At 66.4% G+C, this 21,326-nt stretch carries 22 protein-coding genes; 2 read left to right on the top strand and 20 right to left on the bottom strand.

Features of this window, described 5'->3' with window-relative positions; genetic code table 11:
• Positions 1 to 281: 281 nt before the first annotated feature.
• From HD592_RS11805 to HD592_RS11750, 13 genes are all read right to left on the bottom strand, one after another.
• Positions 282 to 605, bottom strand: coding sequence for a hypothetical protein (locus tag HD592_RS11805; RefSeq protein WP_184454754.1), 324 nt, complete (start codon positions 603 to 605; stop codon positions 282 to 284).
• Positions 602 to 964, bottom strand: a complete 363-nt coding sequence (locus HD592_RS12425) for a ParB family protein (RefSeq protein ID WP_184454753.1) — start codon at positions 962 to 964, stop codon at positions 602 to 604. The genes HD592_RS11805 and HD592_RS12425 overlap by 4 nt, the downstream gene beginning before the upstream one ends.
• Positions 961 to 1,758, bottom strand: coding sequence for an AAA family ATPase (locus HD592_RS11795; RefSeq protein ID WP_184454751.1), 798 nt, complete (start codon positions 1,756 to 1,758; stop codon positions 961 to 963). The genes HD592_RS12425 and HD592_RS11795 overlap by 4 nt, the downstream gene beginning before the upstream one ends.
• Before the next feature lie 232 nt (positions 1,759 to 1,990).
• A complete protein-coding gene (locus HD592_RS11790) occupies positions 1,991 to 2,254 on the bottom strand; it encodes a glutaredoxin family protein (RefSeq protein WP_343058829.1) in 264 nt (87 codons plus the stop codon).
• Positions 2,255 to 2,684: 430 nt separating this feature from the next.
• Entirely contained in the window at positions 2,685 to 3,569 is an 885-nt protein-coding gene (locus HD592_RS11785; RefSeq protein WP_184454748.1) for an ArdC-like ssDNA-binding domain-containing protein, read from the bottom strand.
• Positions 3,570 to 3,920: 351 nt separating this feature from the next.
• The gene (locus tag HD592_RS11780; RefSeq protein WP_184454746.1) at positions 3,921 to 5,807 is read right to left on the bottom strand and encodes a hypothetical protein; all 1,887 of its coding nucleotides are present in this window, start codon (positions 5,805 to 5,807) and stop codon (positions 3,921 to 3,923) included.
• A gap of 551 nt (positions 5,808 to 6,358) precedes the next feature.
• Complete coding sequence (locus HD592_RS11775; protein ID WP_184454742.1) at positions 6,359 to 7,624, bottom strand: MinD/ParA family ATP-binding protein; 1,266 nt, start codon at positions 7,622 to 7,624, stop codon at positions 6,359 to 6,361.
• 16 nt (positions 7,625 to 7,640) lie between these two features.
• Positions 7,641 to 8,297: an RAD23 family protein gene (locus tag HD592_RS11770; protein ID WP_184454740.1), complete on the bottom strand. Its 657-nt coding sequence runs from the start codon at positions 8,295 to 8,297 to the stop codon at positions 7,641 to 7,643.
• The gene (locus HD592_RS12310; protein WP_184454738.1) at positions 8,294 to 9,835 is read right to left on the bottom strand and encodes a C40 family peptidase; all 1,542 of its coding nucleotides are present in this window, start codon (positions 9,833 to 9,835) and stop codon (positions 8,294 to 8,296) included. The genes HD592_RS11770 and HD592_RS12310 overlap by 4 nt, the downstream gene beginning before the upstream one ends.
• Before the next feature lie 5 nt (positions 9,836 to 9,840).
• The gene (locus HD592_RS12735; RefSeq protein WP_425503124.1) at positions 9,841 to 12,159 is read right to left on the bottom strand and encodes a VirB4-like conjugal transfer ATPase, CD1110 family; all 2,319 of its coding nucleotides are present in this window, start codon (positions 12,157 to 12,159) and stop codon (positions 9,841 to 9,843) included.
• A 19-nt stretch (positions 12,160 to 12,178) separates the two neighbouring features.
• The gene (locus HD592_RS11760; RefSeq protein ID WP_184454736.1) at positions 12,179 to 12,715 is read right to left on the bottom strand and encodes a PrgI family protein; all 537 of its coding nucleotides are present in this window, start codon (positions 12,713 to 12,715) and stop codon (positions 12,179 to 12,181) included.
• A gap of 3 nt (positions 12,716 to 12,718) precedes the next feature.
• The gene (locus HD592_RS11755; RefSeq protein ID WP_184454734.1) at positions 12,719 to 13,564 is read right to left on the bottom strand and encodes a VirB6/TrbL-like conjugal transfer protein, CD1112 family; all 846 of its coding nucleotides are present in this window, start codon (positions 13,562 to 13,564) and stop codon (positions 12,719 to 12,721) included.
• A gap of 12 nt (positions 13,565 to 13,576) precedes the next feature.
• Complete coding sequence (locus tag HD592_RS11750; protein WP_184454732.1) at positions 13,577 to 13,780, bottom strand: hypothetical protein; 204 nt, start codon at positions 13,778 to 13,780, stop codon at positions 13,577 to 13,579.
• Positions 13,781 to 13,861: 81 nt separating this feature from the next.
• On the opposite strand from HD592_RS11750, the gene HD592_RS11745 reads away from it, so the two are divergent.
• Positions 13,862 to 14,197 (top strand): ArsR/SmtB family transcription factor, encoded by a 336-nt coding sequence (locus HD592_RS11745; protein WP_184454730.1) that lies wholly within the window; start codon positions 13,862 to 13,864, stop codon positions 14,195 to 14,197.
• Here HD592_RS11745 and HD592_RS11740 read toward each other — a convergent pair.
• The 4 genes from HD592_RS11740 to mobC are packed head-to-tail and all read right to left on the bottom strand — an operon-like array spanning position 14,169 to position 18,549.
• Positions 14,169 to 15,869, bottom strand: coding sequence for a VirD4-like conjugal transfer protein, CD1115 family (locus tag HD592_RS11740; RefSeq protein ID WP_184454728.1), 1,701 nt, complete (start codon positions 15,867 to 15,869; stop codon positions 14,169 to 14,171). The genes HD592_RS11745 and HD592_RS11740 overlap by 29 nt on opposite strands.
• 10 nt (positions 15,870 to 15,879) lie before the next feature.
• Complete coding sequence (locus tag HD592_RS11735) at positions 15,880 to 16,494, bottom strand: DUF3801 domain-containing protein (protein WP_184454726.1); 615 nt, start codon at positions 16,492 to 16,494, stop codon at positions 15,880 to 15,882.
• Between the two features lies 1 nt (position 16,495).
• Positions 16,496 to 18,202, bottom strand: a complete 1,707-nt coding sequence (locus HD592_RS11730; protein ID WP_184454724.1) for a relaxase/mobilization nuclease domain-containing protein — start codon at positions 18,200 to 18,202, stop codon at positions 16,496 to 16,498.
• A complete protein-coding gene (gene mobC, locus HD592_RS11725) occupies positions 18,202 to 18,549 on the bottom strand; it encodes a plasmid mobilization relaxosome protein MobC (protein ID WP_184454722.1) in 348 nt (115 codons plus the stop codon). The genes HD592_RS11730 and mobC overlap by 1 nt, the downstream gene beginning before the upstream one ends.
• Positions 18,550 to 18,834: 285 nt before the next feature.
• On the opposite strand from mobC, the gene HD592_RS11720 reads away from it, so the two are divergent.
• Entirely contained in the window at positions 18,835 to 19,170 is a 336-nt protein-coding gene (locus HD592_RS11720; protein ID WP_184454720.1) for a hypothetical protein, read from the top strand.
• A 311-nt stretch (positions 19,171 to 19,481) separates the two neighbouring features.
• On the opposite strand, the gene HD592_RS11715 is transcribed toward HD592_RS11720, so the two are convergent.
• From HD592_RS11715 to HD592_RS11705, 3 genes are read right to left on the bottom strand one after another with little or no spacing between them, the layout of a single operon-like run.
• Positions 19,482 to 20,066, bottom strand: a complete 585-nt coding sequence (locus HD592_RS11715; protein WP_184454718.1) for a recombinase family protein — start codon at positions 20,064 to 20,066, stop codon at positions 19,482 to 19,484.
• Positions 20,063 to 20,839, bottom strand: coding sequence for a nucleotidyl transferase AbiEii/AbiGii toxin family protein (locus HD592_RS11710; RefSeq protein WP_184454717.1), 777 nt, complete (start codon positions 20,837 to 20,839; stop codon positions 20,063 to 20,065). The genes HD592_RS11715 and HD592_RS11710 overlap by 4 nt, the downstream gene beginning before the upstream one ends.
• Positions 20,836 to 21,168 carry a transcriptional regulator gene (locus HD592_RS11705; RefSeq protein WP_184454715.1) on the bottom strand — a complete coding sequence of 111 codons (333 nt, stop codon included), beginning with the start codon at positions 21,166 to 21,168 and terminating at the stop codon, positions 20,836 to 20,838. Before HD592_RS11705 ends, HD592_RS11710 begins: the two co-directional genes overlap by 4 nt.
• Between the last annotated feature and the right edge of the window lie 158 nt (positions 21,169 to 21,326).

The raw sequence follows: 21,326 nt of genomic DNA, 5'->3' as shown, positions 1-21,326 counted from the left end.
CAGCTCATGCAAATCACCGAGCCCGACCACAGAAGAGGAGGTGCAAGCCCCGCAGGGCCCGCACCTCCCGGCATGTCACAATACTTCGGGCCTGCTGTCCGAGTCGATCGCCCAGGTGCCGGCCGCCTCGTATCCGGGGAGGGATTGGACCCCGGAGTTGACGATGAATCGGCAGATTGACGCGGCGAACTCACGAGCGCCCACCCGGGGTGGGCGCGGTCCCACCACCCACACCAAACTCGGGGGCGCGGGGCAGCGCCCCCGCACATACCCGCCAGCCCCTAGGCGCGCGGGTCCGACACTCCTCGGGGCCCGCGCAGCACCATGCAGGTCATGAACACTAGGCCGATCAGGACTTCAGCTCTACTGATCCAAGCAAGCGCGCGGTGTGCACTATCGGCGGGCAAGTATGCAACGCCGATCATGACGACGAGCGCACCGATGATCCATCCGAGGATGAGGATGCACTGTTCCCGTTGGGACAGAACGCTCCATGGCCTCCATCGCGTGCGGTTCCATCGACGAACCAGGCCGATGATGGCCCACACCTCGAGAGCTAAGACTTCACCGAGAAGAAGCATCTCAATGATGATGCCATCACTCATCGTTGCCTGCCCTCATCGCCGCTGGCAGCGGCTGCACCACCTTGGGGTAACTCGCGGGGGCCCACCGCAGGGAAGGGAGCGCCGCCGTTGTATTTGACTTCCAGCCGCCGGACTTCCGCCATGACGGCATCGTTGACGAACTGCGAAAGGTTCCGATTACCCTCGCTCGTCATCGTGTAGAGGATCGCGCCGCGCACCCGATCCGTGTCGTCGGGGTCTTGATAGAAGGAGACTTTGTGCCTCCACTTTCGCCCCTTCGTCTCCGCCTCTCTAGCAGTCTCGACTGTGGGCGTCGACGTCGGTGGAGTGATAGGGCTTGCTCCGCTCAGGGCAGATTTTCTGGGCTGTGGGCGGGTCATTTCAGGGCCCCTTCGATGCTCGTCAGGTGATCGGCGTACAGCGCAGCGAGCGCCGCCGCCTCGCTGCCACCCCATTCATCGAGGCCGCGCGCGGCCTCGGTAGCGTCGGCGATGACCACGCGCTTAGGGATTGGCGGACTGAGCACGCTCAGCCCGCGCGTTTCGGCCGCCTGGCTCAGTTCGTCGATCCAGGTTCTCCCACTGACGGTGTTCTCTTCGTGCTGATTGATGACAACCCCCGCGATCCGCAGACCAGGGTTGTAGTAGCCGCGCACGCTCTCGATGGTGTCGAGCAGCTGGGCGAGGCCGTTGGCGCTCCAGAGTTTGGAGTGGGTGACGATGATGACTCCCTCGGCGGCCACCAGGCCATTGATCGTCAGCTGATCAAGCGATGGGGCGCAGTCGATGAGAATTAGGTCGTAATCACCCCTGACGCCGGCCAGCGCCTCGCGCAGTCGGCCCTCTCGGCCGGCACCCGAGATAACAAGCTCGTCGCGCACGTAGCCGAGCGTGACTCCCGACGTCGGCACGACGTCGAGTCCGGGCCAGATTCCCGGCACGATCACGTCACGAATGGTCTCGGGCGCGCGCGCACTGAGCGCGTCGGCCAGTCCTGCTTGGTCCTCCCCCACGGGCTCGGCGGCCGCGACGGACGTCAGGTTTCCCTGGGGATCGTTGTCGACCACAAGCACGCGCTGGCCGCGCAGCACCGCGGCGCGGGTCAGGTGAAATGTCGTCGTCGACTTGCCGACGCCGCCCTTCTGGTTGCAGAGGGCGAAGATTTGAGCGGTCACGGTGATACCTCCAATAGTGTCAATAGTACTGTCAGGGGCGCGGTATCGACGAATCGGCTGCCACACCCCTGAGTTCGATCAGAACGGCGTGTTTTCATCGGGCATTGCGTCGCCTCGGGAGCGCTCGACGGTCACCTTCTGACCGATCAGACTCACGCTCACCTCGTCAGCATGTCGACCCCCTTCTGTCCTCTGTTACCTCTAATAGTACTATTGGAGGCGGTTTTTCGTATCATGCGGTGGCGTTCCGCGCGGCGGCCACACGGGCGATTTCGTCGGGCCGGAAGCCTGACCAGTGATCCTCGCCTGTGCCGTCCTCGACGACACACACGGGGGCCTCGGAGTATCCCAGCTCCTCGGTGACGTACTCGCGCGCTGCCGGGTTCTCTCGGATGTTCACCTCGCGGTAGGTGATGCCCTGCTTGTCGAGTGCTCGCTTGGTCATCAGGCATCGGCCGCAGCCGGGGCCGGTGGTGTAGACGGTCATAGTCAGCATGTCGGTCTCCTCCCTCGATCATCTTTTTCCTTCGTTCCTGATAGCGGAGCAATGGCCGCCTGCTGAGCCCGGAGTGCAAGTGACCGTGGAATACCGGAGCGGCCGAGCGCAGCGAGAGACGCGAGGATATGCCGCGAAAGCACTTGCGCGCAGGGCGTGGCGGCCATGATGGAGCGCCAGGAACGAATGAAAAACACTCGTTTGCCGTCGCCGGCCTGTGGCCGGCGTCCGATTCTGGCCTGGGGCGACGGAGCGCCCCAGGCAGCGGGGGAGCGCGAGGGGATTCGCCCCTCGCCTCGACCCTTACGGCGGCCGCAGACCATACACAGGCTTGGTCTCGATAATGACGGTTCCGACGCTCATGGCGCTACCCCCGTTAGTACTATCACCGTCACAGGTTCGCAACGGTGATAGTACTATCCGAGGTGTTTTATGCGACGGTCTGGGTCTCCTCCTCGGTGATGGCGTCGACCAGGGTCTGCGCGGCGCGCAGCACGTTGGCGGCGGTGGCCTTGATCGTCTCGGCCTCGCAGCCGCTCCATCCGGCGACGTAGCCGATGCTGTAGGCGGCCGTGTCCAAGCCGAGCGTCCCGGCCACGACGTAGGCGACGGACTCGGCCTCGGTCTCCTTGACGCCACGGTGCGCGACATACTCGGCAGCGTCCTCCTCGGCATGCAGGATCACGTGCGCGGCCTCGTGCAGCGCGGTCTTGGCGGCCTGAGCGGGGGACAGGTCCGCGTCGATGACGACGCGGCGGCTGCCGTCGGTGGTGGTGTAGCCGTTGGTCTCGCCGGGGATCGTCTCGCGCTCGACGGTCCAGCCCTGGCCGGTGAGCCAGTCGGTCACGGCCTCGGCAATGCCGTCGGGGTCGCCGCCGGTGAGCTGGTGGGCGATCTCGCCGGGGTCGTTGGCCTCGGGGTCCATGGGGTCGGTCTGGGACTTGTCGAACACGGACACGGGGAAGAATCGCACGCTGCGTTCCTCCTTTTCCTCGCCGGTCTTTTCGTCCTCGACGGTGCGGCGCACCTCGCGGCCGCCGAAGATGCGGATGCCGCGTTCTCCCTTGCGCACCTGGCGGCCAATGCTCTGCCACGTGCGGTAGCCGGCGACGTGGGTCGCCTCGGGGTTCTGGGCGAGGATCAGCAGAAGGTTGTTCAGGCTGTAGCGGTGGAAGGTCTGCGCGAACGCAAGGAACCGGGTCCACTGCTCGGACTGGCGCAGCTGCTCGACCTGCTCAGCGATCGAGGCTTGCAGGGCCTCGACCTCGGCGCGGCGCTGCTCAGGGCTGTTGGTGTGCTTGATCTTGCGGGCCATGATGTCCTCCCGGTGACGGTGATAGTACTAACGGGGGTAGTGGCTGCTTCCTCCCCCTCGTTTTTTTGCCATTGAAGGCACGAAGTGCCGGTAGGGAGGGAGCCTGGAGTGCAAGGGATCGTGGAATACCGGAACGGCCGAGCGCAGCGAGAGACGCGAGGATATGCCGCGAAAGCCCTTGCGCGCAGGGCGGACGACCGTACACTGCCGAAGGCTTCAATGGCGAAAGACGAGCGCCGTAGGCGCGCTCAGTCGGCCGCGCAGCGGCCGTCCGTGTGTGGCGGCTCAGACGCCACCAGGTGCTCAGCGAGGGTTACGGCGGGACGTCTCGTAGGGCGTGGCACGTCACGATCAGGCTGCCGCCTGTGGACGGGCCGAAGGGCCGTCCACAGTTGCCATCGGATTGGTCCGGTTGCCTTCGATGATGGCGCGGGCGGCGCGATAGTCGGCTCGGCCGTCAGCTCGGCGTGGGTGGGCACCCCAGGTGCTCGTGCTCATCTCAGGTAGGAGGGCGAGCTGTCCGGGGGAGGGCCGGCGTCGGGGGCTGAGTCGCCCCGGTGCCCTCATCCACGTCTCCTCTGCCTGCCACCACGCCCACAGCTCGCGCTCAACGCGGTAGGTGCGTGTTCGGGCCGCAAGGCGTCCTTGCACACCGCGGTGGCGGGCTGCGGTGCTTCGTCGGTCTCTGGCCGGTCGTTTCCACCCCGACCGGGTTCGGAGGAGCACCCCGGCCTCGGTGAGCCGGTCCAGGAGCCTGAGGGTGCTCCTCGTGTCTGCACCTGTGGCCTGGGTCAGCGCAACGAGGTCCTGGGACTCGGGGGTAGTGCGGGCGTAGAGGTTTCCAGCCTGGGGGCCCATCCCGGGAGAAGTGGTGAATAGGTCGTGGGCGCAGTCGTCGAGGCGTTGGGTGAGGGTGGTGAGAAGGGTGGTTCTCTCGGCGGCCCCGGCCCCTTCGGGGCGCGGGTCCGCTTGTGACCGGGCTGTGTCTGTGTCCCTGTGGAAAGCGCCGGTGGGGTCGATTGACCAGGTTGCTGCGTGCACGCCAGCCGCTTCCTGCGCCAAGCTGATCCAGGAGTCAGCAGCGAGGCGGTGGAGGGCTGTGCGGGCGGTCTCCCGTCCGATGCCGGTCATGAGGGCCAGGCGGCGGATGTCGGCCTCCACGGAGACTCTGAGAGCGTGGAGGGCGAGGATGCATAGGGCGTCGAGGATGCGTCGGTCGGCGGGTCCGCCGCCGCGGGTCCATCGGCCCGGGGAGGCGTCGGCGCGGGTCTGGATGTGGCGGACGTGACTGGCGATCGCGTCAGCACGTGCGTCGAATGTTGGGTCGTCGCCAACCTGGCGGCCGCTGGTGGCCACGTGGCGCACGGCCTTGTCCCATTGGCGGCGCAGGACGCGCTCGGCGTCGGTGCGGCTACGCGGACGCCGCGTGCCTCGATCGCGCCACGTGCGCACGTGCTCCAAACCAGGCTCGTCGACCAGCGCTGCGATGTCGGTGTAGTGCCATCTGGCGGAGGCGGCCCCGAGCAGGACCCGCCACAGCACAGCGGAGGCGTCCCCGGAGGCGGCGTCCTCGCGCAGGGCGGCGGCGCTGGCCGCCGGCAGGGGCCGGCGGGGCCCGGGCAGGTAGAGACGCCCATGCTCGTCGACGGGCAGGGGCTGGTGATGGTCGAGAGTGCGGGCGGGCTCTGCGTTGGTGACGAGTTGGGCCAGGTGCTCGACGAGGGAGATCACCTGGGCTTTGGTGCCTGTGGGCGACGTGAGAGCTCGTGTGTCGCCGGTCAGGACGGTGGAGGAGCCGCCGGAGCGGTGCGGGGAGCCTGGTGGCCGCACACAGCCAGTCGCAGGGTTTGACAGGGGAGCGATGTCGAGTGTCGGGCACAGGTGACGGGCCAGTCGGGCGAGCGTGGCCACGGTCTCAGCGTCGATGCTTTCCGCGAGGGCGGTCCAGACGTGGCGGCCCCCAGCAGGACCCGACTCACACACCACGGCATCCAAGCCGACGTCGTGCAGGAGCCTGACGAGTGTCGCGGCGTCGCGCGCCGCCGCGACCGCGCTGTCAGCGCTCTTGGCGTCGAGGTCGAAGGCGAGCAGCCAGTAGCGGCGCTCGGTGTCCGCAAGGTAGACAGCCCACGGCTGGGCGGGGGCGTCGGCTCCGACGGCGCGCTGGGAGACGTACTGGTTGAGAATGTAGCCGTGGGCGTCGACGGCCGCCGCGCGCACCATGGGCCGCGGACTCATCGCACGCGTCAGCTCCCACGCCACGCCTGCGTGCGGCGCGTCAATACGTGTACATGTGAGTGTTACGATGGTGGCAACTTCCTTCTAGGTCTAGGGCTTCTGGGTCTAGAACACAGGGACCCGCCGGGCTGCCCGGTCAGGCTTCCTCTAGATGCTTGGTCTGTGTCTGTCGCCAAACTTCGACAGATCAAGCTTCAGCTTCTGATCCCCCCACCCCCGAGGGTGGGGGGATCGTTGGTCTATGCGATGTTCTGGATGGGTCTACCTCCGAGATGTCGAACATCAACGTCCAAGTGTTGTTGGGGCTCGGGAAGGTCCCAATCCTCCGGGAGTCCGCTAGCGCCTGGCTTCCCTGCCTTGACGGCAGCTTCGACAACCGCCCAGATGGGTGCATTGGCTCGCGCGGCATAGCCGTCGATCAGTGCTTTAACCTCAGGGGATACGAAGAGGTTAAGTGCAACCTTCGGGGTCCCTCGTGGTCGGCGGTACGTGGTGGACATGACGTCACCCTATACAACGCTCTACATCTACAGGGAGCGACACGCCGAACCTCAGAGTCCGCGGGCGACGGCGGCTGCGGCGCGCAGCCAGGCGCGCTGGGTAGTGGGGCGCAGAGCATCCCAGTGGAGGATGCCGTCGACGATGGCGGGGTCATGAGGGATAGTGATGACGTCTCGGGCGAGGTCGGCGTAGCCGTTGACGATCGCCGCGACGTCCGCCTTGGTGGCGCGGGGGTCTGCCTGGGTGACGATGGCCACCGCCTGGTCGGCTAGGCGACGGGAGTGTTCATCGCGGTCTCGCAGCGCGTCCAGCAGGAGGGCTCCTGCCTCGGCGTGGTCTGCGCGGGTGGTGGTGGGTACGACGATCTGGTCGGCGTGCTCGACTGCCTGGAGCCATACAGGATCGCTCTCGTCGTTGCCGGTGTCAATGAAGATGAGCCGGTAGTACTTGGCCATCACGGCCCAGAGATGATCGACGTCGTCGGGGGTGACGCGCTGGTCGGCAGCGAGCTGGATGGGCTGGCTGCGCAGCACGTCGAACCGGTCGCTCGTCTGGTGGTGGACCCAGTGCGCGAGGTCGGCGGACTGGGCTCCGGTGCCCAAGAGACGATCGGTGTGGGGTAGGAGATCGAGGACGGTGGCCTCGTGGGGGCCCTGTTCGGTGCGCCATCCGAGCGTGCCGCGGGTCTGGTTTGCGTCCCAGGCGACGACGCCGGCGCCGCCGTAGCGGGCGAACACAGCACTGAGTAACACTGTGGTGGGTGTCTTGCCGGCGCCGCCCTTGCCGTTGGCCACAACGATCGTCCTGGGGCCGGGCCAGTGCTGGGACACGGCGTGGGTGTCGGCGCGTTCTGAGCGTTCGGACTGGCTGGGGCTCATTCGCAGGCCGAGGCGCGTGGCCACGCCGCGCCAGCCCTGGGTGGCGGGCTGCTCGGCTTGGGTGACGGTGAGGAAGGAGTGGCGGCCCTGGACCTCGCGCCTGCTGGGCAGGTGCGCGATGGGGCTGTCGGCTGAGCGTGGAGGAGTGTGTGCCTGGATGTGAGGGCTGTCCTGGCGGGGGATTGGGCTGTCATAGATCGGGGCTGCCTCGTCGGAGTCGTGGAGTTCGCCGTCGGGGGTGACGATGACGGTCCACACGCCGTCGGGGTCGGAGGCGGTGAGCGTGGCGCTTTCGCCGGCGGCGGCTGCGCGCTCCTGGGCGATCGCGACGACCTGGGCGCGGGCGTCTTCGAGGGTGGTGGCAGTGATTTTCTGCGGTGTGCCGTCGATCGTGACGATGGCGCTGCCGTCGCGGGCTGTGGTGGCCTCGATGTTCATGGGGATGCTCCTTCGTTCAGCTCTGGGTGGCCTGGGTCTGCATGGCTGTGATCGCCCATTGGTCGTTCTCTTGGGTCGCGGTGACCCATGCGTCCCAGGCCACGTCGTCGGGGGCGTTGGAGCCGTCGCGGGTCGTGGTCTTGACGAGGTAGTGGACGATTCGGTGCACGTCGCCGTCTTGGTCGGAGTCGAGTCCTTCTTCGGTGATCTTGCGGATGGTGACGGTGGTGTAGGAGTCATGCTGCGCGGCCTGTGTGAACTGGGCTTGGCCATTGGCAGTGTCGGGGTCGTAGTCGGTGGCCGCTTGGCGTAGCGCGTCGGTTAGGTAGATCGCCGCCCGTTGGGTGGCGTAGGCGCTGGTCTTGTCGACCGTGGTGTCCCAGGTGGCGGCCGTGGTCACGTAGGCGCGGATGACGGCCTCGGGGTCGGTGCGGTCGACCGTGGCCGGGTCGGGCAGGCTGGTGAGCCAGGTGGGCTTGCCCCCGGGGATGGGTGTGCCGTCGGGGGCCTGCCCAATCGTGGGGCTGGGCGTGGCCGGCGTGCTGGTGGCGCTCGTCTGGGCTGGGGTTGATTCCGGGGTGTCGTCGGCTGGTCCGTGGGCGCAGCCGGTGACGGCGGCCAGAGTGATGGTGCCGATGACGAGGGCGGCGGCACGCCGGTGGGTGCGCCTCATTGGATTCTCCTGTAGCTGCTCGGTGAGCCGTAGATGGGCTCAAAGTTGATGCCCTGAATGCTGTTGTCGGCGCTGACCATCCAGCCGTTGCCGGCGTAGATGGCGACGTGGTAGGCCGGCGTGCCGTAGAAGATGAGGTCGCCGACCTTGAGTTCGCCGCGCTCGATGCCCGTGCCGACTTGCTGCTGCTGGGCGGCTGTGCGGGGCAGGCTGATGCCGAGGCGGCGGTAGACGGCGCTGGTGAGCCCGGAGCAGTCGTAGCCGCCGTCTTGGCGGCCGTTGCCGCCCCACACGTAGGCGTAGGTGTCGTCGGCCGCCACGCTCTTGGCCCACTCCACGGCGTCGGCCACGTCCGCGCTCACGCCGCCCTCGTCGGTGCTCTGGCTGCTGGCTGCGAGGATCGTGGCGACGTAGTTCTGTGTCTCGATGAAGGCGGGTATGCCCCCGGCGGCCGTGACAGCCCCGAGGCCGGCGTTGTAGGCGGCCAGGGCGAGACTCACGACATCCCCGGTGATGGTCTTGGCTGCAATGGCGGTCTTCACCTGGTCGACCAGACCGCACATGTAGTGGCCTTGGGTGAGGATCGCGTCGGTCGGGTTCCACACGTCGGCGCGGCCATCCCCGTCGCCGTCGACGCCGACGCTGGCCCACGTGCCGGGCATGAACTGGCTGATGCCCTGTGCTCCTGCGGGCGAGGTGGCATCGGGGTTCCACCCGGATTCCTGGTTGACCTGGGCGGCGATGAGGTTCGGTGTGATCTCGGGGCAGATGGACCCGGCCTGCGTCACGGCGTCAAGGTATTGGGCCGGGATCGCCACCGTGGCGGGGCGCTGTTGGTCGGCTTCGTGGCCGATACCGGGGATGATGGACAAGACCGCCATGATCGCTGCGGCCACGGCGACCGCGATCGCTGCGGCGATCAGGCCCGGTGTGGAACTGAGAGCGCTGATCGCGGCGGCGGCGAGGCGGCCCGACCACGCGGCGGCCTGGATGGCTTGCCGGGTGGTGGCTGCGCCGCTCCTGGCGGTACGCATGCCGGTGCGGGCCACCCTCTTGGTGGCGGCCGCCTGGGCCTTGGCGGCGGCGCGGCGCGTGGCCGCCCGCCTCGTGGCCGCGACGACGCCGCCCTTGACGGCTCGGGTGCCCATGGCCGGGCCTCTGGTGGCGCGGCCGGCCCCACGCACCGTCTCAGCCGTCAGCCGTGCTTCTCGGCCGACCCGTTGAATCCCGTCTTGAACGGCTTGCTTAACGAGCGGCCCACTTCGTTTCCCGGCAGCCTTGATCGTGCCTTCGGCGGTGGCCTTGACGCTTCGGCTAGCGGCTTTGACGGTCTTGGTTCCCTGGGTTTTGAGCTGGTCGTCGGCGCGGTCGATGAGGTCATCATCACCGCCGTGCACCCGAGCGGCTGGGCCGTGCGCGACCTGGCCGGCGGTGTGGCCCGCCTGGCCGATGATCGTGGTGGCGCGGTGATGGAGGTTGAGGTGACCGAGGTGGCTGGTCACCTGCCCGCCATCACCGCTGCTGCGCAGGCCTTTCATGGGGTTTAGTTTCCTTCTCCGAACGTGGTCGAGAACAGCGCGTAGAGCTTGCTGTCAGTGGGGATACGCCCGTCGATCGGGATGACGGCATTACCGCTTTTCATCAAGCCGTGTCCCTGGGGAACGTTGGTGAAGTAGCGACGCTGCTCCTGGCTGAAGTGGAGCAAGGAGCACAGGGCATCAGCGTCGGTGGCGTTCTGACCGAGCAGCATCAGGAAGTCGGAGTTGGCGAGCATGAGACGCGCGTCCTCGCTGCTCAGCAGCTCCTCAATGTTCTGCGTGATCCCGGTAGGCACCAGTCCCCATTTACGGGCCCTCTTGTACAAGCTGCGGAAGTACTCGGCACTGAACGGGTTGGAGAACAGCAAGTGGAACTCGTCGATGTAGAGCCAGGTGCGCTTGCCGAGGGCGCGGTTGCGCACGACCCGATTCCAGATTTGGTCAAGGATGACCAACATCCCGAAGGTGCGTAGCTCGCTGCCCAAGCTGGAGATGTCGTAGGAGATGAGCCGGTTGTGCACGTCGACATTGGTGCGCTGGGCAAACGCACCGAGGCTTCCGGTGGTGTAAATCTCCAGGGCGGTGGCCAGCTCCGTGCCGTCGGGGTCGCCGGTGGCAGCCAGCGCGTCGCGAAGCTCGACGAGGGTGGGCATCTGGCCGCCCTCGGCGGCGTAGCGACGGTACAGGGTACCGGCGGCGCGGTCGACGAGACTGCGCTGCTTGGCGGACAGGCCGTCGTGGCCGCCGATAAGCACGTTAACCATGGACAAGACGAACTGGGCCTTGGTCGTGATGGGATCGTCGACGTTGCCAGCGGCCTCCAACTCGATGTCCATGGGGTTCACCCTGTCGTGGCTGCCGGTATCCACGCGGATGGTTGAACCGTTGAAGGCGGAGATCACAGGCTCATACTCACGCTCGGGATCGATGACGATGATGTCGTCGTCGGGCCGGGACAGGAAGACGTTGGCGATCTCCATTTTCCCGAACACGCTCTTGCCGGAGCCGGAGGTGCCGAGGATGAAGCCGTTGCCGTTGGTGGTCTTGGTGCGGTCGGCGACCACGGCGTTCGAGCTTTGCGCGTTGACGCCGTACCAGTTGCCGCCGGGAACAAACAATTCCTGCGTCGTGAAGGGGACGATGATCGCGGCCGAAGCGGTGGTCAAGGTGCGTCGCATGGGGACGCGCCGCACGCCGATCGGCAGCTCAGTTGTCAGGGCGTCGTGCTGCATGAAGGCGGCCACTTCCGCGACGCACGACTGCTTGCGGATAACCGTCAGTGCGCGCTTGACGTTCTGGTCCAGTTCCTCGCGAGTCTGCCCGGACACGCCGATGACCATGACGGTACTGAACACCTTCTGGTTGGACGATTCGAGTTCGCTGCGCAGATCCTTCGCTTCGGTGGTGGCCTCCTGGAGCTTGTGAGGGATCAGGTCCTCGCTGTAGCCCTGCTTCTGGGCCTTCTTCTGCTCGGCGATCGTCTGCATCTCAAGCTCCGCGATCTGCCGTTGGACAAGGTTCATGCCGTCAGCCTGGTCGTAGGGCTCCAGGTGCAGACTCACCGTAAGATTGCACTTGATGTCGGCCAGCTCGGAGATGAGCCGATCGGACAACCACACCGGGTAGTCGCGGACCCACAAGATTGTGTGGTACGTGTCGCCCGAGCCATTGTGGAGAACGAGCGGGCCCTTCGCGTCGGCCGTCTCCACGGCCCAGGGAGCCACGTAATCGGCCGTTGCCAGGCGCTTGTTCGGTTCGAACGTGGCCTCGTCGAACGTGAACAGTTCGTGGGGACGCAGCAGGTGTGCGAGGACTTCAAGGCGCTCGGAACGAGCGAGGATGTCGGCGCGGCATCCCTCTTCCAGGGCGGCGAGTTGTGCGGCGGTCTCGTGGCCGAGGCGGATCAGGGTAGCCTCGGCCTTCTCCCGGTCGGGCTCCTGCACGGTGATGGTGAGGAGCTTTTCGGTGACCGTGTTACGGCTGGCGGAGGCAAGTTTTCCGCGCACGATCCGGTTGAAGTCGTCGCGCCACTCGTCCCATCCGTCGCCGACACGCGGCTTCTGGACGAGCTGTGCGACGTCGGCCTCATCGAGGATGCGGTTGATGACGGTGATCTCCAGGCGGGTGCCGGCTCCGAAGCTGTTGAGGAACCGCGCCCACCGGTCGACGACCGCTTCCTGCTTGCTCTGCTCGGCGGCGAGGTAGTTGATGTCGCTGATGCGCAGCGTCAGCGACCACTCGTCGGCCCCGAGCCAGGCCACGCCGCTGGGGAGCATGGCCTGGTAGCCAAGGAGCTGTTGAGTGCGCTTCGCGGCGTGCTTGATGCCGGTGACGGCGGCATTGTCAGTGCCGACTCGCCCGGCGCGCCGGCTGCGCTGCTCGCCGGGCTTCTGCTCGGTTTTCTCGTGTCGCCCGAAGATGCTCGCGAGGAACCACCGTGCGCCGCTTGCGCGCTTGACGGCGGGCTGCTCGGCGGGCGCTTCGCGCCTGCTGGGCAGGTGCTCCGGGTTCAGGTACGGGTTGGGCTTCTGCTGTCCGGGTGTTGGCGGGACGGTAGATGTCGTCATAGGTGATGACCTTTCCGGTGAGGTAGTGGCGGATGAGGTAGCCGAAGAACTTCTCGGGTTTGAGACCCTTAGGCCGCCACCATCCCCAGGCGGCGACGGGAATGAGGATGGGGAAGATGACCCACATAGCGACGTTGGTCGCTTCCTCCCACGTCGCGCCGCCCTGGTGCAGGGCATAGGCGAGGCCGCCGAAAATGCCCCCCGCCAGGGGAATGCCGACGGCCAGGGCTCCGAGCTGCCGCCAGGACAGGCCGAACATGACGTGGGCCTCGTAGGCTCGGACCTCGCGGTAGACCTTCATTTCCAGTGCCATGGGCTATCCCTCCCCGACGAGTGCCTTGGCCAGGCTATTCGAGCCGAACAGCAGGAAGATGAGCACCGCCGGCGCAACGAGGAAGCTCCCGAAGTTGCTGATGACGAAGTTCCACATGTCGGTGGCGCCGTCATAGTGCACGCTGTTCCCGAGCCAGCCGCCGAGCAGAGCCTGGTAGAGCTTGACAGCGATGATGAGCATGACGCCCTGGAGTGCCGTGGTCGCATACCGTTTGAGGTATCCGACGCCGATCTGCTTGGTGTCCTCGTGGCCGAAGAACGCCAGCGGCAACGAGGCGAAAGCGCTGAGCATGTACAGCTGGAGGAACCGGACGAACACGAGGACGGTGGCGAGCATGCCGCCAACCTCGGCGACGATGAACGGAATCAGCAGGATGACGAGCATCCCGAGCTGTTTCACCATGCCGGCGTCGGCGATCTCATCGCGCATCGCGTCGCCGATCTGACTGCTGGCCCCGGCTGTACCGCCCACGTCGACGCTGTTAGCGGTACTGGCAATCGTGGTGGCGATGCTGTTGATCGCGTTGAGGATGAGGACCGCGTTCTGAGCGACGACGAGAACGAGCGCGCACTTGAACATCGTGGCCGCGATGATGCGCACGCCGAGTTCCCGATCGCCTTCCACCCTGGTCGAACTGCTGGCCAGCATGATGACGAACATGATGCTCAGGACGATCGCCGTGATCGGCTTGACCGCCGTGTTGTGGATGGTGATGGCCGCCTGGTAGAGCGCGCTGTTGTACTGCTCGGGGCTCAGCAGCAGGTCATCGGTGTTGCCGGCCGTCGCCCCCGACAGGGCGTTGAGCATAGCGACGATGACGTCCTCCACGATGGACGCCTCCTACAGGGCGATCTGCCGGAAGAGCGCGGCCGCCGCCATGATGAGGCCGCCGCCAACGATCTGCCAGACGCCGGTCTGAATCTGCGGCCCGTTGTGGTCTTTGAGCGCGCCGCCGGTGACGATCGCGCCCCACACGAGCCACAAGCCACCGCCGATGATGGCGAACTTCGTGAACAGGGAGAGGATGGTGTCCAGCATGTCCATGGGATGCTCCTTCGTAGGCGCCTTTCGTATCGTACTATACGAGAAGTGTGAATGGGGTATGGGTATGGGAGAATACGACTCATGAGTGATGATCCCCTCGCCGGGCCAGTGGCGGCCACCCTAGGCCAGCTCAACCCGCGCCGCTTCGAGATTCTGCTGGCGTGCATCCGGCTGGGCGGGGAGTTCACTACCAAGGACCTGCGCGAGGCTCTGCCGGGCTCCGAGCCGTCCCTGCCACGTGATCTGAACGCTCTGGAGGACGGTGGCCTGCTGCGTGCCGATCCGCCTCGTGCGATCGCCAGGCAAGGCCGGCCGGTGACGTACACGGTCGCTCCGCAAACCCGCACGGTGTTTGTCCAGATCGCACAGTTGGTTGAGGACGCATACGCTACGCCGCCCGGACTTTCGGGGATTTGAAGGGGCGGAGTCCTCGCACGAGCAGAATCGCCAGATCATTGGGCATGACGCCGATCTCGTCGGGGGTCATCAGCGCACGCTTGACGGTGCGCTGTGCCCGTGTCCACGATCCGGTGGTGCCATAGGTGCGGGAGACGTCCTCGGTCGTCACGGTCTCTTCGCCGATGAGCGACGAGAGCCACTTCAGTGTGTCGAGGTCGCGGCCACCCAGGTACAGGATCGAGTCGCAGTTGGCGACGATCGTCGGCCAGTCGTCGCGCCACAGGGCCTGCCCTTGCTTGTAGGACTGCACGATCACGCTGGCGGAGATACCGCGCGAACGAATCGTGGACATCACGATCGGGAAGCCAGGTATCTTGCCGATGTTGGCGAACTCGTCGAGGAAGCAATGCAGCGGGACCGGCAGCTCGCCACCGTCCTCGTGGTCGGCCAGGTAGATGTTCTTCTCGAACAACGACTGCCAGAACATGGCGGCAAGGAACTTGAAGGTCTGGTGGGTGTCCGGGATGCACAGGAACAGTGCGGTCGGTTCGTAGCCGATCTGGTCGATGGCCAGGTCGTCGTCAGCGATGATGCGGCGAACGTCGCTCATGTCGAGGGGAGCCAGCCGCACGCCCAAGGAGATGATGATGCTCTTCTTCGTCTCCCCGGCCCCTTGCTCGAACACTCGGTACTGCCGGCACGCGAACTCCAGGACCTTCATGACCGTCTCGTTCTCGTCCCCGCTGGGTGCACTCCTCCACGCGTCGACGAGCTGGCGGGCGACCTCGAAGCGATCATCGACCTCGCTGTGGAACTTCTCGGCATCCTTGCCCTCGCTGGCCGCCATCAGCTTGTGCAAGTCGACGACGTCGACGAGGCTGGGCTCTCCCCCGCCGGTCTCGGCCGTCGTGGCCCACACGTAGGCGATCAGGGCGTTAAGTAGCGCCCGCTCGGCCCGCTCCCAGAATCCGTCTCCCCCGGCCTTCTCGGCCGAGGTGTTGGCGATGATGCACTCAGTGAGCTGGGCAATGCTCGCCTCGGGCTGGGTGTCGTCGAAGTAGGCCAGGGCGTTGAAGTGGCCGCTGCGCGCGGGATCAACGAGGTTGAACACGCGCACCTGGTAGCCGGCCTTGGCGAGCTTAGGGGCGCTGCGCCGGTAGATTTCCCCCTTCGGGTCGGTGATCGCCTTCGACATGGCCACCGTCTCCAGGTTGGGCATGACATAGCCACGCGTCTTGCCGGTGCCCGACGCGCCGAGGACACACACGTTGAGGTTGCGGCCCGTGGCCCGCGTGTCGATGCTCAGTGCCTCGGTGGCCGTGAGCTGGATGCGATGGCCCGGGTCCTTGGCGCTCAACGGCGCGATGTCACGGGGCCCGGCCCAGGCGGCCGAGCCCTGCTCCTCGCCGGGACGTGTGTTCTTCCTGCCGCTGACGTTGTACAACACGATCAGCAGCAGCAGGCCGGCGGCCACCGCCCCGGCGATTAGGTCGACCCGCTGCGTCGACAGGCGCAGCGGGTCCCCGCCGATCGCCTCGGCCAGCCCGTCGAGCATCGTGGCCGCCGGCTGGCCGGCCACCAGGTGCGCGCGCACATGTTCGGTGATCCGGTCCGCCACCCAAAACACGACCAACACCCCGATGAGGGTGAGAATCGCGGCGGTGGGACCTAAGCGTCGAGTCCGGTTCATGGGTGGTCTCCTATCGTGCGACTCCCGAGCGGCTGGGCCCGTCCTCGTCGTCGATCTTCGGGGTGGGGGTCTCCAGCCCGCGTTCCTTGGCGCGCATCTGCTTCTGTGCGCGCTCGGTCTTCTTCGCGGCCACGCCTTCCTCGATCTTCTCGGCGTTGTGCCGGCGGGTGGCGTTGCGGGCGATCTTCTGGTCGATCCGCTCGGATGCCACGGACAGTGCGTGCTCGACCACCTGGACGTCCTTGCCCTGGACGTGGAACGTCCTTGTGCCGTCCGTGCCGCGCTCGATGGCGAAGGTGACCCCGTAGCGCTTCAGCGTGGCCTCCAGCTCGCGGGCGACCGCCTTGTCGTCGATGTCCACAACTTCGCGTGCGCCCGTGATGGTGCGCCCGAAATCGCGCACCGAGATCTTCCCCGTGGTCCGCTGCTCATGCAACGCGGCCTTTGCAGCGTCTCGTATCGAGCGCAGCGCCGCTACCGCTGCTCCCCCTCCCACATGGGCAATCGCACCCGCACCTCCAGATACCACTTTGACTGCAACGTGGAATGTTGCGCGCGCGCCTGCTCCGGTCGTGCGCACCGCCACCTGCTTGGCCTCATCGCTGGCCGTGTCGATCAGTTCCATCTCATCGACTCCTTCCGCCTCGATCATCTCCCGAGGCCAGGCCCTCGCCGCGTGCCTCGCGGCGGCGCTGTACCTCGGCCTCAATCCGCTCCCCCAGCGTCATACCGGTGTCGCGACCGGTTCCCCCATCGCGATCGTGGCGCTGGTCTTCCACGCGCACTTCCTGCGCGTCCGCCTCGCCGTCGCGTGCCACCAGGTGGCCGGGGGTCTCCCGGTCTCCTGCCTGATCCGCGTATCGCTGCCGCTGAGCGGTCTCCTCGGCGCTCCGCGCCTCGGTGAGGCGGCGCGCCGCGACGCCTCGCTCGATCTTGTCGGCAATCGACATCTTCGACTCCTCTCTGGTCAGTGCTGTCAGTGCCCGCACGTCGTTCTTCAACTGGTGGATTTCTCGCTCAGTGATGCGCAGGTCCGCTTGCAGCACCGCCAGATTCCCGCCACGGTCGTCTCCGTTGGCCATCAGATCGGTGGCGGCCACGAGCTTCGTCTGAAAACCGAGGCGTGTCTCGGCCAGCCGGCCCGTGGCCTGCACGAGCGCCTGGTCGATGTCACCGCCGGTGCGGCTGAGCCATCGGGACTTCGCGTTGACGCGCTCCTGCAACTCTTGGAGGTCGCCCAGCGCTTCATGCCACGTCCTCACCTGCGTGACCTCGCCTGTCTTCATGTCCTTCTGCTTGCTGAGCCCGCTCATATCGGGCTCGGCGAACCACTTGTACAGCCCCCCGGTCGTCACTGTGGCCGCAAGGTTTCCCTTGCGGTCCGCGAGCACGTGGCGATCATCGACCGGCAGATAGATGCGCACGTTCCGCCCGTGCCGCACGACCTGCTTCTTGGCCACCGTCATGCGCAGACGCCGCCCAGTCCCCGGCACATGGACTGTCATCGTCTGGCGCGTCTCCCCCACGATCATCGACTCGTCCACGCTGATCCTGTTGACCGCTGACCGGGCCAGCCGAGCCATGATCGACTCCTCCGTGTACGCCTCTCCGAGTCTCCAGTCACGCACCGGCCGGCCCATCGACTCCTCACGGAACGACACCGTGCCGTTCTGGCCGCCTCGCCTCCTGGTCTCGATTCCGGCCAGCTCCAGGGCGCGCTCGAACTCCGTCCACGTGCCCGCTCGCGCGGCCGCCTTGTCGATCTCGATGCGCAGCAGCTGCTTAGTGCTCTGGCCGCGCAGCACGTTGTAGATGTCGCCGAAACTGCGGCCACTCGCGCGCGCCGGGACCGGAAGCACGCTCAGTCCCGCTTCACGACACAGCGCGTCGGACAGACCCCGAATCCTTCCGATCGTGTCCTTCTGGCACCGGAACTTGCGTCCGCTCTCCATGTTCGTCGCGTTGAAGATGATGTGATTGTGGATGTGTCCCTTGTCTAGATGAGTGGCGATCACATACTGGTGCCCGCCCCCCGTGATCTTCTCCGCGAGCTGCACACCGAGCTGGTGTGCCTGCTCTGCCGTGACCTTTTCCCCTGGTTTGAAGGACTGGATCACGTGGTGTGCGAGCACGCTGCCCTCACGCTGACTCGTCACTCCGACACGCTCACTCGTGGCCGCGAACTGGCGCGCGATCGCCCGCCAGTCACCCGGATCGATGACCGCCGCATTAGTCGAAATCCACACGCCATCCTGGGTCGCGTCGGGCCGCGTGATGTACGCCAGCGCCTTCGCTGGCGTCGTTTTGATCTGTCCCATCTTCACGATGGCCATCACTCGGCTCCCGCTTCCGTTGCGGCGTCAATGGCTCGTTGGACTTGTCCCAGCAGCTCCCGCGTGGCACGCATCTGCTCAACTGTCACTGCATCATCGGTGTTGACCGCCCGAGCGATCTGGTTGATGTTGTTGCCGATCCTCGACAACTCGGCGCGCAGCGGAGCCGGATCGAACGCCACGCGGCGCACGACGATCTTCCCCTCAGTGAGAGCGTGACGCGCGTACTCGGCGAACGTCCTCGCCTCTGCGAGTTCCATACGCCGTTCCACCCGCTTCCATTCAGCATCACTGAGCCACAAACCCTTGAAGACCTCTCGCGATCGCTTCGCGCCCTGCTCAGCCATACGTCCACTCCTACCGGGTTTGGGCGAAGCCCATAGTGCCCAGGGGGCCACGCAACTGTGTAACAGTTGCTATGCTTGCTACCCCGTCAGGGTCAGTCTACAACCTACGGTCTGCATGGCGCTAGAATGAGAAACGGGTCGTCCGGTTAACCGGACGACCCGAAATCGGAAGGGCCGCCCGAAGGCGGTCCTCGATGATCCTTGTACAGGGTGTCCCGCGCGGGCAGCGCGGGACACCCTAGGGGCCACCGTCGGCGGCCCCTACACCGAGACGAAGGAGGGCGTATGGCCACCAAGTCCGACCCCGATCTGATCGACGACCTGCTACGCCAAGACGAGGCGGAGCTGCGGGCGAAGAAGAAGCGGCTGCGCGCCTTTCAGACGGCTCTCGATGAGCTTCGGCGGGCCAGCACAGAGCTTGCCACGGCCGGTGCCGCCCTCATCGCTGCCGGCGATATCTCCCGCGCCGAGGCGAGCAAGGTCTTCAAGCTCTCCAAGGGAGAACGTGCCACCGCGTTCCCTGCCCGTCCTCGCTCAGAGTCGAGCGTCACGGATTCGGTCAATGACCCGACGCACCCCGTAGACGACCCAACCCCCGAGGCGGATCAAGCCCGCAACTAGCCAGCCAAGCATTCGAACCGCGCCGGCGAATAACCACACCACGAGATTGAAGATCGCACTCAGGCCGTACATCGCGATGATGAGGATGAGCGCGAGCACGGCGATCACGCCGGCGATCATCAACCACGCGAGCCCCATCGCTCATCCTCCCTTCAAATCTCGGTGCCTCCATGGTGCCACTTCGGGATCACCCTTGTCCCGATGCCATCACGATGGTGCGCTCCAGGTCGCCGTCAAGGGCGCTGCGCGTCGCTACGCGATGCCGCCAAGCGGCACCCTTGACCGCGACCCTCCACACACCAAGGGGGCAGCTATCGGGACGAAGGGGCGCTCTGGGCTCGGACGAGGGCTCGGCGTACCGACGACGTGCTTACACCGAGCACGGTGGCGATGTGCGCGTTGCTCTGGCCCTCGGCTTTCATGCGCAGGGCGGCGTCGGTCCGTTCTGGACCCATGACGGTGGGGCGGCCGCCGACTCTGCCCTGGGCCCGCGCGTAGGCCAGGCCCCGCCGGGTGTTCTCCCGGATCGTGTCCACGCGCAGTTGAGCGAATACGGCCATGATCCCTACGATGGCCTGGCCCATCGGGCTCGACGTGTCGATGCTCAACGCCGGCTCCGTCAAGCTCCTGATACTCACACCCTGCCCGATCAGATCGTGGACGATCTCGATGGCCATGACCTCGCTTCCGGCCAGCCGATCCAACGCCCTGAACACCAGCGTGTCACCGCAACGCAGATAGTCGCGGCACGCCAGCCACTGCGGCCGGTCCGCCGCACGACTGGACTCGCCGTGGTCCACGAACACACGCTCGGCCCCCGCCGCGCGCAGCTCAGCCTCCTGGGCAGCCGGGTTCTGCTCCCGCGTGGACACACGCGCGTACCCGACGACGGTCATCGGCTCCCCCGCCCAACAGGGCCATCTCGGTGCGACTCGTCGTCGCCGCGCTCCGCTCGACGACGTTCCACCTCCCGCTCGATGCGCTCGTGCAGGCCGCTGCGGGTACGCTCCCGCCGGGCTAGGCCGCGAATGCTCGCCGCCCACGCCTTGGTGCGCGTCTTCACGTCGTCGAGCTGACTGGCCGTCAGACCGTAGACCCGCACCTCTTCGGGCTGGATGCGCTCCACGTTGTCAAGGTTCTGGGCGAACCACCCGAGGTCGAAGCCGGCATCAGCTTTGCGGGCCAAGTTCAGCAACTCCTTGTCGCTGTACCTGCCCGAACGCCGGATCGCGTCCACGTCGAGGTAGTCGCGGGTCTCGGCCCGCGAGAACAGGGCACCCACCTTGTTACCCACCGCATCCTCGATGGCCAGCACGGGCCCGACCTCCAGCCGCACGGGCGGGTGAGCCCGCCAGTCCACGCCCAGATCCATGTCGGTACTGCGCCCTTGCTCACTGACGATGGTGAGCTGGGCGAACGTGTCCTGGCGGCGGCGGGTCTCCACGGTATAACCGGCCGCCCGCAACGCGGTGATGATCCGGTCAAGCGACGTGCCGAACCGGGTTTCGGCTTGCTGGACGGTGAACAGGTCCACGTCCTCGGTGGGCCGGTCGATCAGCCCGTGTTCACGGATCGCGCCTGAGCCGGCCAGGGCGAAGCCGGCATCGTCGCCGGCGGCCTCTAGGGCTAGGCGCGTGATGCGCCGTTGCTCCTCCTGGTCACCGCTCACACGGCCACCCGAAGCCGGGGGAACCGTCCCTCCCACAAGACGCGCACGCGCGGGTCCATGTTCAGGATCGGCCACGTCTCGATGAGCCGATCCCGGTTCATCAAGCGGCGCTGCTCGCTGGTCGTCCCCTCAGCGAGCAGCGCCTGGTAGGCCATACGACGCCAGCCCAGGTTCGACACGTCCACACCGAGCCGATCAGCCTGCCAGCGCACAGAGTGAGGCAGGTCGATGGGCCCGTCATAGGGTCCGCGCAGCTCGTCGAGCGACACGGGCGCGTCATAGGGCTTGACGTCGCGGAACCGCACGCGAGTCGCTGTCACCTCAGCCATGGCCTGCCTCCTTTCATCTCACCACCAGCCTACCGGCTCAGCCGAAAACGGTCTATCACGGGTTTCGGTTTCGGTGGGGGTTTTGGCCGCCCTTCCGCCGCCAACTTACGCGGGTCACGCGACATACCGCCAACCGGTGCAGAAACGATCGTTTTTGG

The organism is Schaalia hyovaginalis, from assembly GCF_014208035.1.
GTDB classification, from domain to species: domain Bacteria; phylum Actinomycetota; class Actinomycetes; order Actinomycetales; family Actinomycetaceae; genus Pauljensenia; species Pauljensenia hyovaginalis.
The sequence above is the reverse complement of the archived record's forward strand: the minus strand, read 5'-3'. Positions and strand labels throughout refer to the sequence as shown.